Here is a 16,956-nt window from a genome sequence, read left to right as displayed (position 1 = left end):
CGCTCCCACAGTTGATCGCATTCCCCTGTGGGAGCGAGCCTGCTCGCGAAGGGGCCATCAGCCTCAATACAAATCACTGGGTGCGCGGTTGATCCGGCATCAACACCGCCGAATGCTCCGATACCGGCCCGTCATCCTGCTCATCCATCGGCCGCTTGGGCATAAAAACCTGTTGTGGATAAGTCTGCGCGAAATGCACCCACGGGCTGTTATCCACAAGCTTTTTCAAACGCTGGTTGAATGCCCGGCTCACCGCATATTGCCCACCCGACACGGTGCGGAACTGCGCCGTCAGCACCACGCCATTGAGGTCCATTTTGTCGACACCGAATACATCAAGTGGCCCTTGCAGGTTGTACTTGAGAAACGGGTCGTCGCTGATCGAATGCCCAGCCTCGCGGATCAATTCAATCGCCTTGTCGACATCAGTGTCGTAGGTGAACTGCACCGAGAAAAACGCATAAGCGAATTGCCGGGATTGGTTGGTCACGGCCTTGATCTGGCCGAACGGCACCGAGTGCACAAAACCCTTGCCGTCGCGCAGACGCAGGGTGCGAATGGTCAGACCTTCGACCGTGCCGGCATGCCCGGAATCGAGCACCACCCAATCACCGATCGACAAGGTGTCTTCGATGATGATGAACAGCCCGGTGATGACGTCCTGCACCAGTTGCTGAGAGCCGAAACCGATGGCCAGCCCCACGACCCCGGCACCCGCCAGAAACGGCGCCACGTTAATCCCAAGGTTAGCCATGGTGGTGATCGCACAAATCACCACCAGCAGGATTTTGACCGCGTTGCGCAGCAGCGGCAGGATGGTTTTCACCCGCGTACTCGGCTGGTGTGCAGAGCGTTTGTTGACCGGGGGTTTCAGGGCTTCCTGAATCGCCGTGTCGAGCACCACCCAAACCATCCAGGTCACGAGGAAAATCAGACCGATACGGCTCAGCGAATCACTGATCGCTCGCCCGACCGTGTTGCTCATCGCGAACTCCAGGAGTGACTCCCCCCAGATACGCCCCAGGATATCGATAAAAACAATCGCCATGCCGATCCGCAGCAAGGCGTGTGAAAGGCTCAGGAAACGCTCTTTGTAGGCATTGCTGCGACGCGCCGCATGCTCGCTGCGGGACTTGAAAAGGTGATGCAGCGTCGTGCTGAGAAACACCGTCGCAATCAACAACACGGTGGTGAACAATGCACTGCGCAGCACCTGCTGATTGTCGTCGCTGATGCTGACCAGGTTGATGACCGAGACCATCACCATCAACAGAATTGGCCAGTACCACAGACCGGAAAATATCCGCAGCGTCTCGCGCAGTGCCGGCTGTTTGAGGCGCTGGGCCAATGGCAGAATGCGGATCAGATGAGCGACCGGACGACGCATTTTGATCACCAGCAGACCAAAGGCAATCGAGGCTCCCAACCCGGTCAATACCGCAACACTGCTGGTGAGGTTGCTACCCAACTGGTGGGCGATCTGCGAGCTGGTCAAAGCATCGCTGATGGCGACCAGAAAGCCGATTCCAAACAACGGCCGTGGGCTGTAGTGACGAAGGATCTGCACCGCCCGACGCTTGTGGCCGGCATTGAACAGGAGCACCAATGTCAGCACTAGCGAGGCGGCGAAGATGCCGCTGCTGGTGGCATAGGCGAAACACAATGCCAGCGCCCGGCCGGCCGAAACCGGCAAGTAGTGGCTGACAAAAATCGTCAATGGCAGGCTGATCAGCGCCGGAATGCTGTAAGGCAATGCATAACCGAGTACCGCCTGGCCGCGTTCGCGGGTGAGCAGCAAACGGTGCCGGCTCAGACGCGTGGCCAGCAGCCCGCCGAGCAGCCAGAGCAATGCAAAGACGCCCGCCCACACACCGGACAAAATCAGGAAATCCCCTGCCACGCTCCAGCTGGAACGCGCCGACGGATGATTGACCAGTTGATCGACTTCATCAGCTGCACGGTCTGCGCGCAGACGCCAGGCATCGACCAGGTCTTCGTTGAGATCGAGTTTTCCCTCGACCTCATCGATGCTCGAACTGATCGCCCCCAGCAAACCACCCTGGACCAGCGGCTCCGGGTGGGCCGGTGGCCTCGCGGCGGTGCTGGTCGCCGGCAGGCCCGGTATCGCCGCCGCGTGTAGCCCGGCGCTGCCCGTCGTGAGAAGTAGCGCCAGCAGTATCGCAGTCTTGAACTGATGCAAACGCAGTGCTCCTTTTGAATAGCCGTAATGAAAGCAAAAGATCGCAGCCTTCGGCCGCGCCTACAAGCGTAGATCGGCTAAGAGCGTTGAAGGTCTCGAATCCTCGATCTTTGCGGCCAGCTGATCAGTTGCGGCCACACCAACCCCCTTGTGGGAGCGAGCCTGCTCGCGAAAGCGGTGGGTCAGTCAATATCACGGTGACTGATCCACTGCTTTCGCGAGCAGGCTCGCTCCCACATTTATTTGATTTGTGTGGGTCTTGACCGTCCGTAGCCCCGCCGAAACTTTCTCCCACACAGGGCAGTCATCAAAAGACAGGGCTGTGCGAAGACCATCAGGCGGGAGGCGACATGGCGGCGATTCATATTGGTATTTCAGGCTGGCTCAAACGCCTGCGGAATGTCTATCACCCACTGGCGAGCTTCTTCGCATCCGGCGAATCGTTTGCCAAAGGTGTGCGGCCATGAACGTTTCCGAGCCGCTCGACGCAACCGATGATCCGTCGCCAAACCTCACCGCCGTGCGCCGCTTCACCGTGCTGACGGTCAACACACATAAAGGTTTTACCGCACTCAACCGGCGTTTCATCCTGCCTGAGTTGCGCGAAGCGGTGCGCAGTGTGTCTGCGGACGTGGTGTTTTTGCAGGAAGTCCACGGTGCCCATGAACAGCATCCAATGCGCTACAGCAATTGGCCGGCGATACCGCAATACGAATTCCTTGCTGACACCCTATGGCCGCAATTTGCCTACGGCCGCAACGCCGTCTATCCAGCGGGCGATCATGGGAATGCGTTGCTGTCGAAATTCCAGATCATTGCCCACGACAACCTTGACGTTTCGATCAGCGGCCACGAGAACCGCGGTCTCCTGCATTGCGTTCTGCGTCTGCCCGGCGACGGTCAGGAAGTTCACGCCATCTGCGTACACCTGGGGCTGCGCGAAACCCATCGCACCGAACAGCTCAAATTGTTGAGCCGACGCCTTGCAGAGTTGCCGGACGATGCGCCGGTAATCGTTGCCGGAGACTTCAATGACTGGCGCCAGCGGGCCGATTCGCTGCTCAAACCCTGTGGTCTGCGCGAAGTGTTTGCCGAACATCACGGCAAACCGGCGCGCAGTTTTCCCGCTCGAATGCCGGCATTACGACTCGACCGCATCTACGTGCGCAATCTCAAGGCCAGCCGTCCGCAGGTGTTGGCAGCACGCCCCTGGTCACACCTTTCCGACCATGCACCGCTGTCGGTGGAGATCGAGTTATGAGCATCCCGTCGATGGAAAAAACCAGCGTGGAACACCTGGCCGCCCCGACGACCGGCAAACCCGGCGTAGTCGATGTCAACTATGGCTGGCAAGGCAACAACCGGGTCGAGTTGCTGGAAAACGGCGAGGCGTACTTCCCACGGGTGTTCGAGGCCATGCGTCAGGCCAAGACTGAAATCCTCCTGGAAACCTTCATTGTGTTCGAGGACAAGGTTGGTAACGAGATGCAGCAAGTGCTGATCGATGCCGCCCGGCGTGGCGTGCGGGTCACCGCCAGTCTCGACGGCTTTGGCTGCGGTGAATTGAGCACCGGGTTTCTGGCCGCGTTGAGCGAGGCTGGTGTGCACATTCAGATATTCGACCCGGCGCCTAAGCGTCTGGGCATTCGCACCAACTGGTTCCGCCGCCTGCACCGCAAGATTGTCGTGGTCGACGGAGCGATTGCCTTCATCGGCGGGATCAATTTTTCCGCCGACCATTTGGGCGACTTCGGTCCCGAGGCCAAGCAGGATTATTCCGTTGAAGTGCAAGGCCCGGCGGTGGCCGACATCCATCACTTCGCCCTGCTGCAATGCGGTCGCCCGGCCCGCGCCAAATACTGGTGGCAGCGACGCCGGCAACGGCGTTCGGAACTGGCCTTGAACGATCATGACGGCCAGGTTCGGCTGGTGTACCGCGACAATGGCGACCACAACACCGATATCGAAGAGGTGTATCGGTTGGTGTTGCGCACTGCCAAGCGCCGCGTGGTCATCGCCAACGCCTACTTCTTTCCCGGTTATCGCTTGCTGCGCGAGATCCGCAACGCAGCGCGCCGTGGCGTCGATGTGCGGCTGATTCTGCAAGGCCAACCGGACATGCTGGTGGCCAGACTCGCAGCGCGCATGACCTATGACTATTTGCTCAAGTCGGGCGTGCAGATTCACGAGTATTGCGAGCGGCCACTGCACGGCAAAGTCGCGCTGGTCGATGAAGACTGGAGCACCGTCGGCTCAAGCAACCTCGACCCGTTGAGCCTGTCCATGAACCTGGAAGCCAATGTGTTGATCCGCGACCGGGCGTTCAACCGCACGCTGTTCGAACGGCTTGAACACCTGAGCGACAACCACTGCAAAGCCATGTCCGTCGACACGGCGCCGCGCGGCCGTATCTGGCACATGACGGTCGGCTTCCTGGTGTTCCACTTCCTGCGGCATTTCCCGGCTTGGGCGGGTTGGCTGCCGGCACACAAGCCGCGTCTGAAAGCCTTCACTCAGCCGACCGGGAGTGATCAACATGTCCCGCGCTGAAGCTCACTCGACCAGCCACGCCGCGCACTCGGGCAAGTCCCGCTGGAGCCGCTGGAAACGACCGTTGACGATGCTGTTTTTCCTGGCGCTGATCGTCCTGTTGACGATGCTCGCCCAGCGCCTCGAATGGAACGAAGTGTTCGACACTCTGGCCGACTTCAAGGTACGTACGCTGGTCATCGCCTCGGGGCTGACGCTGTTGAGTTTTCTGGTGTACGCCTGTTTCGACCTGATCGGCCGCAACTACATTCGCCAGGACCTGACGTGGAAACAGATCCTGCCGGTGGGGATCATCAGCTATGCCTTCAACCTCAATCTGAGCGCGTGGGTGGGCGGCATCGCCATGCGTTATCGGCTGTATTCACGGTTGGGCGTGAGCAAGGGCAACATCGCAAAAATCCTCGGCTTGAGCCTGGCGACCAACTGGTTTGGCTACATGGTGATTGCCGGCGCGGTGTTCAGCACGGGACTGGTGCGGATGCCGCCCGGCTGGAAACTGAGCAGCGACGCACTGCAAGGGGTGGGCGTACTGTTGCTGCTGGTGAGCGCGGGCTATCTGGCGGCCTGTCGATTTTCCAAGCGTCGGGAATGGGCCATTCGCGGGGTGGAAATCGACCTGCCGTCACTGCGCATGGCGATGCTGCAATTGGCACTGGGGGCGTTGAACTGGTCGCTGATGGCGGCAGTGATTTTTACCTTGTTGCCGAGCAAGCTGGACTATCCGCTGGTGCTGGGAGTGTTGTTGATCAGCGCCATAGCCGGGGTCATCACGCATATTCCGGCTGGGCTTGGCGTGCTGGAGGCGGTGTTTGTGGCGTTGCTGCAACACGAGGTTTCGCGGGGCAGTCTGGTGGCGGGGTTGCTGGCGTATCGGGCGATTTATTTCATATTGCCGTTGTTGATTACGTTGGTGATGTATTTGGTGGTGGAGGCCAAGGCCAAGTCGTTGCGGATTTCCAGGAAACCCAAGTGATCTATGGTGACGGTGAGGGCGCATTCGCCGGCAAGCCGGCTCCTACAGGTTGATCGCGGTCTCAAGAACACCGAAAATTTTTCACCCGGATTGAATAATGCTCAACCGCTCACCCACCACCATTTCGGTAATCCAGCCCACCAGGATCGAGGTGTATGCCTGCTGTGAAACCGGGTCGTTCAAGGCGTGATCGGCACCGTCGATAATCCGGTGGGTCAGTGAGTGGGTCTGCTGACAGGCCGCGCGGTAACTCATGATGGTCGCGTGGGGCACATAGTCGTCGATCTCGGATTCAACCAGCAGCACGTCACCGGTGAAATTCGAACAGGCATGCAGCGCCCGGTTGCTGTCGGCGCGGATCAGCGTGCTGCGGTAATCGCGCAGATCAATCTTGTCCAGGTCACGTTTGGGTGTGTGCCATTGATCGTCGCGGTACAGCGCCGGCACCCGCAACGCCAGCCAGCGCACCGGACGCAATGACGTCAGGATCGAGGCCAGATAGCCGCCATAACTGGTGCCCACCACGGCGATGGCCGACGTGTCGAGCGCCGGGTGCGCGAGCAATCGGTCATACGCCGCCAACAGGTCGCGCAAGTTGTCTTCACGGGAAACGCGCGTCAGCGGGATTCCAGTGCCGCCGGTGTGGCCGCGCAAGTCGAACGTCAGGCACACGCATCCCAGACCGGCGATACCTTTGGCCCGCTCCAGATCCCGTTCCTGACTGCCGCCCCAACCGTGCACAAACAGCACGCCGGGAACCTTCGATTTGGGGCTGAGAAAAGTCCCGCTCATCTGTTCATCGTCGATGTCGATCTGAATGGTTTCACTTCTAGCCGTCATAGGATTTAACCGTTACGTACTTGAGTAGAAAGTCACTGGTTTGCGCCGGCCCGCGATACACCTCGATGGCGTCCGCCGGCAACGGCTGGTCGATGTAGGTTTCGACTGAGGACACACGAATCGCGCGCATCCCCGGATCGTTGACGAAGCTCTGCAACGCGGCCACTTCCGCGCTGCTGGCACCGCCCATGCGCCAGGATTGTTCCAGCACGCCGCTGCGCTGTTTGCCGTTGCTGTCCACGCCCTGGGCGATGTCGTAATTGCGCCGCGAGGCATAAAAACCGGGATAGGCCTCATCGGCTGCGCTGTCAAACACCTGGGCTTGCTGGATCGCCAACCGCACATCATCAGGCAAGGGCAGCTTGAGCAGATCTTCGTAATAACCCGGCACCACCAGCAGGTTGGAACCACCGTACACCTGCTCGCCCTGCCCGTCTTCGATCAAGTATTGCTCACCGCAGTAACTCAGCACGGTGTCGCCGATAAAACTCTGGCCGACACTGTGGGTCATCACGTTGCCCAGGTCCTGCTCCAGCACCACACCTTCGGTGAACAGCTGGCTGGCGTCGGGCCTGGCGAGGATGGCGTCGAACTGGTCGAGACTGTCGATCACTTCCTGTCCACGCCCGGCGCAGGCATGCACGGGCTTGAGGCGGATCGGGCCGTTGTAGAGCAAGTGTTCGGCCGCGGGTCGCGCATCGTCGAGAGAGAACACGCTGAGGCCATCCAGCACCACGTTATGCACTCGCTCGGAAAACAGCGGCGACCAGCCTGGCGGGGCGTAAGCATTTTTATTGAGCAAGCCATGGCTGATGGCTTTGGTGCAGATGAAGTCGTGGTCAACGTAACCGCCCCACAAATCTTCCGGCCCTCTTACGCCCACTTGCCGGGCGGCAGCGGCGCCCACCAGCGTCTGGGTCGGCAGCACATAAAGGTCGCGCCCGTTATGCCGCTCCTGATCGAAACTGCCGCCGTATTTAAGGCCCAGAATCTGCGCCAGCCAACGGGCCAGGGCACGATTGGTTTCGATTTCGTGCAGTGGCGCATCGGGGTGCACGGAATGGGCGACCACCAGTTTTTTGCGGTTTGTTGGGGTCATGCGTCCCCCTTCAATTGGCGTTTGATGAGTGTAGAGGAAGGGGTGCAGAGATCAGGCCAAGCGGCTGGCGCCGCAAACAACTTTTAAATCAGATAGTTGCGAAAAGGGTAATGGCAACAGGCCTGTTTTATTCTGCACGACAGTCGATTCATCTCCTGCATTTTGCACGATTCAGCTTCGCCCTCTCCCCTGTGGGAGCCAGCCTGCTGGTGATAGCAATCTGTCAGCTACATCAGCGTTGAATGTACTGCCGCCATCGCCAGCAGGCTGGCTCCCACAGGGGATTTGGGTGCTGCGGCTAACGGGTAGCAGCCACCGGCGACACCCCAAACCGCGTCCGGTAATCACTCGGCGCCAGCCCGGTAATCTTCTTGAACGTCGCCCGAAACGCACTCGGGTCCTGATACCCCACGGTCCAGGCAATGTGATCGATGGTGCCGTTGGTGAATTCGAGCATTTCCCGGGCCTTGCCGACCCGCAGGTGCTGGCAGTATTCGGTCGGTTTGAGCCCGGTCACCGCGCGGAACCGACGCAGGAATGTGCGCTCCTCCAGCCCTGCCCGCTCGGCCATGGCCGTCAGTGACACATCGGTCGCCCCGGTGCTTTGCAGCCAGTGTTGGACCTTGAGGATAGACGCATCGCCATGACTGAGAATGGGCGAAAAGTTGCTGCCGCACTCGCTTGCACTGTCGCTGTGTTCCACCACCAGAAACCGCGCCGTGCCGGTCGCAATGCTCGGCCCCAACAAACGGTCCACCAGGCGCAACCCCAACTCGGACCAGGCCATCAGCCCGGCCGTGGTGATCAGGTCCCCGTCGTCGACAATCGGCGTATCGGCCTTGAGCTTGATCGCCGGGTAACGCTCGGCGAAGGCTTTGGCCGAGGTCCAGTGAGTGGTAGCACTGCGGCCGTCGAGCAAACCGCTTTCGGCCAATAGAATCGAGCCCACGCAGACGCCACCAAGGGTCGCGCCGCGAGCGTGTTGCTGACGAACCCATTGGAGCAACGCCTGCGGCACCTGACCGGCACAAAAACTGGCAATCGATGGCGGGATCAACACGGCCACCAAGGCCGAGTCCGGCGCGGGATGACTGTCGTAGACCCGAACCGGGGCCTGATCGCCCTCCACCTGCCAATGACTGACCCGCAGCAGTGGCAATCGCGCAGCCTGATGCTCGGCGGCGATCCGGTTGGCCACCCCAAACAGGTCGGTCAACCCATGCACCGCCGCCATCTGCGCACCGGGATAAATCAGCACACCCAGTTCGGCAATTGGCCTTTCTGCGTCCATTGTCAGTTTTCCCCCTTCTATTGTCGGTGCGGCCAATCCTCGGACGGCCTGCTAAACCCAATACTTCATTCCACACCCAACAAGCACTTCGAGGAAACAGTCATGGCCAAGCAAGCACTCATCGTAGTTGATATCCAAAACGACTACTTCCCACAAGGCAAGTGGCCGCTGGTCGGCGCCGACGCTGCGGCGGATAACGCCGTTCGTCTGCTCAAGGCCTTTCGTGAGGCCGGTGATTCGGTGGTGCACATCCGCCACGAATTCACCTCCGAAGCAGCACCGTTCTTCACCCCCGGCTCCGAAGGCGCGAAGTTGCACCCCAAAGTGCTCAACCACGCCAACGAGCCCGTCGTCCTCAAGCACTTCGTCAACTCGTTCCGCGAAACTGAACTAAAGTCGATCCTCGACGAGCAAGAAATCAAGGAATTGGTGGTAGTCGGCAGCATGAGCCACATGTGCGTCGACGGCATCACCCGTGCCGCCAACGACCTCGGTTACACCGTCACGGTCATCCATGATGCCTGTGCCTCACGTGACCTGGAGTTTAACGGCCTTACGGTGCCGGCAGCCCACGTCCATGCTGCGTTCATGTCAGCCTTGGGTTTTGCCTATGCCAGCGTGGTGTCCACCGACGAATTCCTGTCCCGCAATTAAACGTACGACCCACGCACCTCACCGGAGATCATCGACATGGCTACTCTGACGACTCGCGAAGGCAACACGCTTTATTACAAGGACTGGGGCAGTGGACAACCGGTGGTGTTCAGCCACGGTTGGCCCTTGAGCGCCGACAGTTGGGAATCGCAGATGCTGCACTTCGCCAACAACGGTTTCCGTGCCATCGCGCATGATCGTCGGGGCCATGGCCGGTCGAGCCAGCCGTGGGACGGCAACGACATGGATCATTACGCCGATGACCTGGCGGAGCTGATCGAACACCTGGACCTGAAGGACGTGATACTTTTTGGCTTCTCGACAGGTGGCGGCGAAGTCGCTCGCTACATCGGTCGCCACGGTACTCAACGTCTGGCCAAGGCCGGGCTGATTTCCGCGGTGCCGCCACTGATGCTGAAAACCGACACCAACCCCAAAGGCCTGCCGATTGAGGTGTTTGACGGTATTCGCGCCGCTTCCATCGCTGACCGCTCACAACTCTACAAGGACGTCGCCAGCGGCCCGTTTTTCGGCTTCAACCGTCCTGGCGCCACGTCATCGCAAGGGTTGATCGACTCGTTCTGGATGCAAGGGATGATGGGCGGTCACAAGAACACTCTGGACAGCATCAAGGCCTTCTCGGAAACCGATTTCCGTGAAGACCTGAAGAAGTTTGATGTCCCGACTTTGATCATCCATGGCGATGACGATCAGATTGTGCCGATTCAGGCCGCGGGGCTGGAGAGTAAGCGGCTGATCGAACATGCCCAACTGATTGTGTATCCAGGGGCACCGCATGGACTGACGGACACCCATAAAGAACAGGTGAATGCGGACATGCTGGCCTTCGCCAAAGGCTGAGAAACACCTTGAAATACTACAGGCCCGTCTTGCTGCGGGCCTTTTCGCATGCGGTAACAAAATCTCACGCGTGAGCCGTTGAAGGTGTACTTCTTTGGTTGTAGGGTTGCTCACGCGTGAGATGTTCACAACGGAGTCACCCCATGAAAAGCCGCTCCCCGTCAGACCCGCCTCGCGAGCCTGCTGTTACATCAAAGAGCCCCAAGGGAGAGCGTTCGAAACCGTCCGTGAAAAAACCATCAAGCTTCTACATGAAGCAGATGCGTGCAGGCCTGGCAGCCGCCGGCTATGTGAAACACGAAACTTGGGTGCTTCCGGAAAACCGAAGCTTGCTCAAGCAGATGGAACAACAGCTACGCCAACCGATTCTGGCTGGATCATTCATGTCGGAGAATTACATGAGCGCAAGCAACAACTGGAACATCGATAGCCTCTTCAACGCCCTGAAGGCCCTCGACGAAGTGGTTTCGAACGACATCACCCTTTCCCTTGTTCAAGGTTCCGAGTCCAGCATAAAGCTGGAAATGAACGATTTCGGTGGCTTGCCGATTTATATCGCCGTGGTTGGTGATCAGGTCATCGTGGACACCGTGCTGGTCGACGTCGAGTCCATCAATGACGTGCCGGCCTTCAACGATGCCGTGCTGCGCAGCCGGGAAATGTTCCCGCTGTCCTCGATCGGTATCGAGTCCATGCCCAACGGCCAAGTCGTTTACAACATGTTCGGCGCGCTGAGTTCCGACTCCAGCCTGACCAACGTGGTGACCGAGGTAAAAACCCTCGTCGACAACGTCCAGCGTGCCATCGAAGCCTTCGAACGCTTCTTCAAGTAATTATCAGGAAAGGAAGATTCAATGACTCAGTCCATCTGGAGCAAGTTGTTCACCGCGTTGCGCGGCGGCGCCACCGAAGTGGGCGAATCGATCGTCGACCAACAGGCCTTGCGCATCCTCGACCAGGAAATTCGCGATGCTGACAGCGCACTGGCCAACGCCAAGCGTGAACTGGTCACCATCATGGCCAAGCACAAACTGTCGGCTGACCGCGTCAGCGAGTACAACGCCAAAATCAAGGACCTGGAATCCAAGGCCATGGCCGCGATCCAGGCCAACCGCGAAGACCTGGCGATGGAAGTGGCCGAAGCGATTTCGACCCTGACCAACGAACTCGACGTCGAGCAAAAGCAGGCCAGCGAATTCGGTGGTTACGCGGACAGCATGCGCAAAGACATCACCAAGGCCGAAGCCCGCATCAAAAGCCTGCGCCAGCAAGTAGACATGGCCAAGGCGCGCGATAGCGTACAGAAAGCCCAGGTCAGCGCATCCATCGCCAGCGGCGGCGCCAACGGCAAGCTGGAAACCGCCGTCGGTACACTGAACCGTTTGCAGGCCAAGCAGCAGCAACGCGCCGCAGAACTGCAAGCGCAGGACGAACTGGCCGACGCATCGACCGGCAACGACCTGGAGCGCAAACTGCGCGAAGCCGGCATCACGCCGAACGAAGGCAGCGCCAACGCGATTCTGGAACGCCTGAAGCAAAAATCGGCCGAGTAATCGACTCAGGTGCCGGATGCATAACCTGTAGGAGCGAGCCTGCTTGCGAAGGCGGTTTGTCACGCGACATTGATGTTGACTGACACGCCCTCTTCGCGAGCCGGCTCGCTCCCACAATGGATTGCGTTTCAGTTTTTTCTCGAGTCGAGGTCACGGATGGATGCCCTGAAAGGTTTCAAGATAATCGCCGGCCTGGCCATCTTCATGGTCGCGCTGCAAGTGATCAATGCCGCGACCGGCTACAGCCTTATGGCATTCGGCCTGATTCCGAGAACCGTGAATGGACTGTTTGGCATCGCCACTTCACCTTTTTTACACGCGTCCTTCTCGCACCTGAGCGCCAACCTGGTGGCCTTTTTGGTCCTGGGTACGTTGGTGATGATCGAAGGGCTCAATCGGTTCATGGCCGTCAGTGCCATCATTATTTTGTTGGGCGGCTCGCTGGTCTGGCTGTTCGGCTTTAAAGGCGTACACATTGGCGCCAGCGGCTGGGTTTTCGGGCTGTGGACGTACATTCTGTCGCGCGCCTGGTTCCAGAAGAGCTGGGGCAATGTGATCACGGCGGGCCTCGTCGCCCTGTTGTATGGCGGCCTGGTCTTTGGCTTTTTACCTCGGCGGGGCATTTCATTCGAAGGCCATCTGTTCGGGGCATTCGCCGGATTCATTGCAGCCAAAGTACTTTTATCAACGCCACGCGGCAGATTTAATGCCGCCCGGTAGGCGCAATTGAGCTCTCGGAACCGAAGCGATGCGATCGCCAGGAACGAGTAGCCCACTGAGTCAGGGACCCCATGTCGATTTTTCTGTTAATGCGCATGTACGCCTCGTCCCTCTTCCACCGATTTGGGTGGGCAGGCCTGGTGATTGCGTTAGGCGTGCATCTGTCCACGGCCTGGCTGGGCCTGATGTTTCTGGGCGAACACCACCTCACCGCCCCCGCCACGTTTACCTACTTCTATCTCACCACCACGCTGACCGTCGGCTATGGCGATCTCACACCACAGACATCAGCCGGACGAATTTTCGTGGCGACCTGGATCATGCTCGGCGGCATTGCGCTGCTAACAGCGGCCATCGGCAAAACCACCAGCAGTGTCATCGATGCATGGAGAAAAGGCATGAAGGGCAAAGGCGATTTCACCGGCAAGGTCGGCCATACCGTTCTCATCGGCTGGGAAGGCGCATCCAGTGAGCGAGTCATTGAATTGTTGTTGCAGGACGAAACCTCCAACGACAACCTGATCGTGATTTGCGATTGTACCCTTGAAGAAAACCCCATGCCGGGCAAGGCAGAGCTCATCAAAGGTGAAAGCCTGTCCTCTGCGGCGTTGTTACTGCGCGCCGGTGTTCCGGGTGCCGAGCGTGTGCTGGTGCGAACCCCGTCAGACGATTTGACCCTGGCCACAGTGCTGGCGGTCAATCAACTGAAACCCGTCGGGCATGTGGTCGCACACTTCAATGAAAGTGAAATCGCCGCACTCGCCAGCGCCTACGCCCCCAGCCTGGAATGCACCTCAAGCATGGCCATCGAGATGTTGGTGCGTGCCTCTCAGGACCCGGGGTCGTCAATGGTTATCAATGAGCTGCTGTGCGTGGGTGAAGGCGCCACCCAATACCTGATGAAACTGCCCGAGACGTATCAGGCCACCTTTGGCGATCTGTACACGCAGATGAAAGAACGCCATAACGCCACCCTCATCGGTTATCGCGCCAAAGGTGCGCAACAACCTTCGATCAACCCGCCCAGCGCCACACGCGTTGAGGGCGGTGAACTCTTTTACATCGCCTCCACTCGCCTCAAGGAAATTTCCAATGGGATGGTTTAAACAGTTGATGGGGCTTGAGGCTCCGAACACGGGCACAAACACCCAGTCGAAATGGACCGCCAACGACACGCCGCCTGTCACCGGCCCGCTGGGCCTGGCATTGGGCAAGGGCGTGATGTTCGACACCAGCCTGAGGTTGTTGCTCGACGGCAACACCACGGTGACGATCCCGGGCTCCCAACAGATCTGGAGCGCCGGCACCGTCGATCTCGGGCAGTCGACCTGGCTCTCGCGCTATTACATGAACGATGAAGACTACTGGCTGCAAGTCCACACCACCGGCGCTATCGCCGGACAGGTAGAGTCGGTGATCCTGTTCAATTACCTCAGCTACATCACTATCAGCAGTGAAGCGGAGTTGCATCGGCTGGCCGGCCCGCAAAGTCCGATCGGGCTGCCGACTTACATCCACAACGGTGTCGAATACACCCGCGAATGGGGCACCGAGAATGGCCAGACAGAACTGGTGGCGCTAAGCGAACAGCTGAAAAATCCAGATGAGTCCTACAGCGTCGAGCACCGTTCGATGCTGTACGCCCGCGAAACCGGCCTGACCGATCGCCGGGAATTCCTGCTGTTTTCCGTTGAAGAAGACGCCGAAGGCACCATCAGTTTGAGCACGTCGCTGGGCATCTCGCTGTACACCACTGACCTGAACATTTTTTAACAAGGAAGACGTCCATGCTAGAAGCACTCTCCATCTCCCTGAACCCGGCGGCCGTGCTCGGGTTTGTTTCGTACATTCTCGGCGCCGCCGTGCTGTTTGCGCTGTTCCAGTTCATCTACACCCGCATCACACCGCACAAGGAATTCGAACTGATCCGTTCAGGCAACGTGGCGGCCGCGATTGCACTGGGTGGCGCCATCATCGGCTTCGCCATTCCGGCCAGCAATGTGATTGCCTATTCGATCAGCCTCCTCGACTTCGTCGTCTGGGCGGTGATCGCTGCGTTTGTACAACTGCTGGCGTTCCTGATGACCAGCCTTGTACTGAAAGGCACCTCGGAACGCATTAAAAAAGGTGAGATTGCAGCGGGTATCTATGTCGCGGCAGTGGCCATCAGCGTCGGCATGTTGAATGCCGCGTGCATGACCCCTTCCCAGAATTGATTGTGCAGCGGAGCCCCCGATGAAACGAAGCAAGTACGTTCAGCTCTCGCTGGCAGCATCGGTCGCCATGGCGATATCCGGTTGCGGGCCAACGGAAAAAACCTACCCGGTGCAGAAGCAGTACAACTTTCAGTCCGTTCAGCAATGCGCCGATGAAAAACTCCCGGTGGACGTCTGCTCGGACGCCTACATGACCGCCATGGCCGAACATCGCCGTATTGCGCCGGTGTATGACAACCAGGCTGATTGCGATGCCGACTTTGTCGCCGACTGGTGCCAGCAGGATTCGGCCGGCAAGTTCATCCCCAAGCTCGGCGGCTTCGAGCTGACAGCCGATGGCCAGGTGACGCAAGCCCAGGTGGACGCCGCCAAGGCGCAACTGCCGGCCTCGGAAACCAACACCGGCGGTTCGGGCTTCTCCACCAGCAGCCTGCTGACCGGACTATTGATCGGCAACATGCTGAGCAACAACCGCAACAGCTATTACTCCCAGCCGGTCTACCGCTACCGCGATAATCGCGGTAACTACGGCACTTCAACGCTCAACCAGCGCATTGCCAACGGTTCAACGTTTAACCGGTCCAACCAGGCAAAGTACGACGGCAGCTACACCAATTCCATCAGCAAATCGCCCAGCAAGCCGGTTTCCGTTGCTTCGTCGACGTCGCGTGGCGGCTTCGGCAGCAAAGCCAGTGCACGCAGCGGCTGGGGCGGCGGGTCGAGCAGTTAAGGAAACCGGGCCATGAAGAAGATCCATTGCGCAGAGCGTCATGACTGGAAACAAACCGCCGAAGGTCTCGGTTTTCTGTTCCACACCATCGACGGCGAACCCTATTGGGACGAGAGCGCGTATTACCAGTTCACGCTCAAGCAAATCGAGAACGATCTGGAAGACCCGACCACCGAGATCCATGAAATGTGCATGGACCTGGTGGCCCGTGTGGTGCAGAACGAGGAGTTGCTGGAGCGCCTGAGTATTCCCGCGGCGTTCTACGACATGATTCGCACCTCATGGCTCGAAGGCCACCCGCACCTGTATGGACGCATGGATTTCTCCTACAACGGCACCGGGCCGGCCAAATTGCTGGAACTCAACTACGACACGCCGACCAGCCTGTATGAGGCCGCTGCGTTTCAATGGGGCTGGCTGGAGCAATGCATCGAACGTGGTTTGCTGCCCAAACAGGCTGACCAGTTCAACAGCATCGACACCAAGCTGCATCAAGCCTTTGCTCAGTTGCAGCTCAAGCAACCGTTCTATTTCGCCTCGATGAAACACTCGGTCGAAGACAAAGGCACCACCGATTACCTGCGGCTGGTCGCGGAGAAGGTCGGCATCGAATCACGGCATATCGATATTGAAGACATCGGCCTGACCAGTGATGGACGCTTCGTCGATCTTGAGGATCGCTGGATTCCTCATCTGTTCAAACTGCACGCTTGGGAATTCATCTTCCACGAGCCCTTCGGCGCTGCAATTGCCCAAAGTGATACGCAGTTTTTCGAACCGGCCTGGAAGTCCATCATTTCCAACAAAGGCATCCTGCCGTTGCTGTGGGAGTTCAACAAAGGTCACCCGAACCTGCTCGCGGCGCACCTGGATACTGATCCGAATAAAGCGGTGCCCAAGGGTTGGGTGCGCAAACCGTTCTTCTCCCGGGAAGGCGCCAACATCGAGCTGCAAACCGCCGATGGCCTGATCGTGAAAGAGGACGGGCCCTACACCGATGCGCCGTTTATCCTTCAGGAATTCGCGCCGCTGCCTAAATTTGGCGACAGCTATACGCTGATTGGCTCTTGGGTGATTGGCGATCAAGCAGCCGGTATTGGCGTGCGGGAAGACAACAGTTTGATCACCAAGGATTCGAGCCGGTTTTTACCGCACCTGATACTCGACTGAGCAATACATCCCTCACGAAAAACGCCCGGTACCGTGCATCGGGCGTTAGGGTGAAACAGGTTCATAACCAGACAACGACAAGACATACGCCTGAAAAGC

At 58.8% G+C, this 16,956-nt stretch carries 17 protein-coding genes; 13 read left to right on the top strand and 4 right to left on the bottom strand.

The annotated features are described in order from the left end of the window. Positions 1-73: 73 nt before the first annotated feature. The gene (locus KGB06_RS29295) at positions 74-2,200 is read right to left on the bottom strand and encodes a mechanosensitive ion channel family protein (RefSeq protein ID WP_223521873.1); all 2,127 of its coding nucleotides are present in this window, start codon (positions 2,198-2,200) and stop codon (positions 74-76) included. Between the two features lie 463 nt (positions 2,201-2,663). Here KGB06_RS29295 and KGB06_RS29290 point away from each other — a divergent pair, with 463 nt between their 5' ends. Genes KGB06_RS29290 through KGB06_RS29280 form a run of 3 tightly spaced genes read left to right on the top strand, consistent with a single transcriptional unit; the run spans position 2,664 to position 5,723 of the window. After that, on the top strand, positions 2,664-3,461 hold the full coding sequence (locus KGB06_RS29290; RefSeq protein WP_223521871.1) for an endonuclease/exonuclease/phosphatase family protein: 798 nt from the start codon (positions 2,664-2,666) through the stop codon (positions 3,459-3,461). Then, positions 3,458-4,750 (top strand): cardiolipin synthase ClsB, encoded by a 1,293-nt coding sequence (gene clsB, locus KGB06_RS29285; RefSeq protein ID WP_223521869.1) that lies wholly within the window; start codon positions 3,458-3,460, stop codon positions 4,748-4,750. Before KGB06_RS29290 ends, clsB begins: the two co-directional genes overlap by 4 nt. Continuing rightward, on the top strand, positions 4,737-5,723 hold the full coding sequence (locus tag KGB06_RS29280; protein ID WP_223521861.1) for a lysylphosphatidylglycerol synthase domain-containing protein: 987 nt from the start codon (positions 4,737-4,739) through the stop codon (positions 5,721-5,723). The genes clsB and KGB06_RS29280 overlap by 14 nt, the downstream gene beginning before the upstream one ends. A gap of 81 nt (positions 5,724-5,804) precedes the next feature. Here the strand turns inward: KGB06_RS29280 and KGB06_RS29275 are convergent, their stop codons facing one another. From KGB06_RS29275 to KGB06_RS29265, 3 genes are all read right to left on the bottom strand, one after another. Beyond that, on the bottom strand, positions 5,805-6,563 hold the full coding sequence (locus KGB06_RS29275; protein ID WP_223521860.1) for an alpha/beta hydrolase family protein: 759 nt from the start codon (positions 6,561-6,563) through the stop codon (positions 5,805-5,807). Next, positions 6,553-7,662 carry a DUF3182 family protein gene (locus tag KGB06_RS29270; protein ID WP_223521856.1) on the bottom strand — a complete coding sequence of 370 codons (1,110 nt, stop codon included), beginning with the start codon at positions 7,660-7,662 and terminating at the stop codon, positions 6,553-6,555. The genes KGB06_RS29275 and KGB06_RS29270 overlap by 11 nt, the downstream gene beginning before the upstream one ends. 298 nt (positions 7,663-7,960) lie before the next feature. Then, positions 7,961-8,953, bottom strand: a complete 993-nt coding sequence (locus tag KGB06_RS29265; protein WP_223521854.1) for a GlxA family transcriptional regulator — start codon at positions 8,951-8,953, stop codon at positions 7,961-7,963. A gap of 102 nt (positions 8,954-9,055) precedes the next feature. On the opposite strand from KGB06_RS29265, the gene KGB06_RS29260 reads away from it, so the two are divergent. From KGB06_RS29260 to KGB06_RS29215, 10 genes are all read left to right on the top strand, one after another. Continuing rightward, a complete protein-coding gene (locus KGB06_RS29260) occupies positions 9,056-9,607 on the top strand; it encodes a cysteine hydrolase family protein (RefSeq protein ID WP_223521852.1) in 552 nt (183 codons plus the stop codon). A 36-nt stretch (positions 9,608-9,643) separates the two neighbouring features. Then, on the top strand, positions 9,644-10,468 hold the full coding sequence (locus KGB06_RS29255) for an alpha/beta fold hydrolase (protein ID WP_223521850.1): 825 nt from the start codon (positions 9,644-9,646) through the stop codon (positions 10,466-10,468). Between the two features lie 143 nt (positions 10,469-10,611). Then, positions 10,612-11,301, top strand: a complete 690-nt coding sequence (locus KGB06_RS29250; RefSeq protein WP_411741881.1) for a YjfI family protein — start codon at positions 10,612-10,614, stop codon at positions 11,299-11,301. 21 nt (positions 11,302-11,322) lie between these two features. After that, complete coding sequence (locus tag KGB06_RS29245) at positions 11,323-12,021, top strand: PspA/IM30 family protein (protein WP_223521848.1); 699 nt, start codon at positions 11,323-11,325, stop codon at positions 12,019-12,021. A 156-nt stretch (positions 12,022-12,177) separates the two neighbouring features. After that, positions 12,178-12,741, top strand: coding sequence for a rhomboid family intramembrane serine protease (locus KGB06_RS29240; protein WP_223521846.1), 564 nt, complete (start codon positions 12,178-12,180; stop codon positions 12,739-12,741). A 71-nt stretch (positions 12,742-12,812) separates the two neighbouring features. Next, the gene (locus tag KGB06_RS29235) at positions 12,813-13,847 is read left to right on the top strand and encodes an ion channel (RefSeq protein ID WP_223521845.1); all 1,035 of its coding nucleotides are present in this window, start codon (positions 12,813-12,815) and stop codon (positions 13,845-13,847) included. Next, positions 13,834-14,514: a DUF2491 family protein gene (locus tag KGB06_RS29230; RefSeq protein ID WP_223521843.1), complete on the top strand. Its 681-nt coding sequence runs from the start codon at positions 13,834-13,836 to the stop codon at positions 14,512-14,514. The genes KGB06_RS29235 and KGB06_RS29230 overlap by 14 nt, the downstream gene beginning before the upstream one ends. Positions 14,515-14,528: 14 nt before the next feature. Then, positions 14,529-14,957, top strand: coding sequence for a DUF350 domain-containing protein (locus tag KGB06_RS29225; protein ID WP_027924370.1), 429 nt, complete (start codon positions 14,529-14,531; stop codon positions 14,955-14,957). A 19-nt stretch (positions 14,958-14,976) separates the two neighbouring features. Next, positions 14,977-15,687, top strand: a complete 711-nt coding sequence (locus KGB06_RS29220) for a DUF1190 domain-containing protein (RefSeq protein ID WP_223521841.1) — start codon at positions 14,977-14,979, stop codon at positions 15,685-15,687. A 12-nt stretch (positions 15,688-15,699) separates the two neighbouring features. After that, the gene (locus KGB06_RS29215) at positions 15,700-16,857 is read left to right on the top strand and encodes a glutathionylspermidine synthase family protein (RefSeq protein ID WP_223521839.1); all 1,158 of its coding nucleotides are present in this window, start codon (positions 15,700-15,702) and stop codon (positions 16,855-16,857) included. The last annotated feature ends 99 nt before the right edge of the window (positions 16,858-16,956 follow it).

This window comes from Pseudomonas sp. GL-B-19, from assembly GCF_019956415.1.
Taxonomy (GTDB): Bacteria; Pseudomonadota; Gammaproteobacteria; order Pseudomonadales; family Pseudomonadaceae; genus Aquipseudomonas.
Note: the sequence above shows the minus strand (reverse complement) of the source record. Positions and strands in the feature narration are given on the sequence as shown.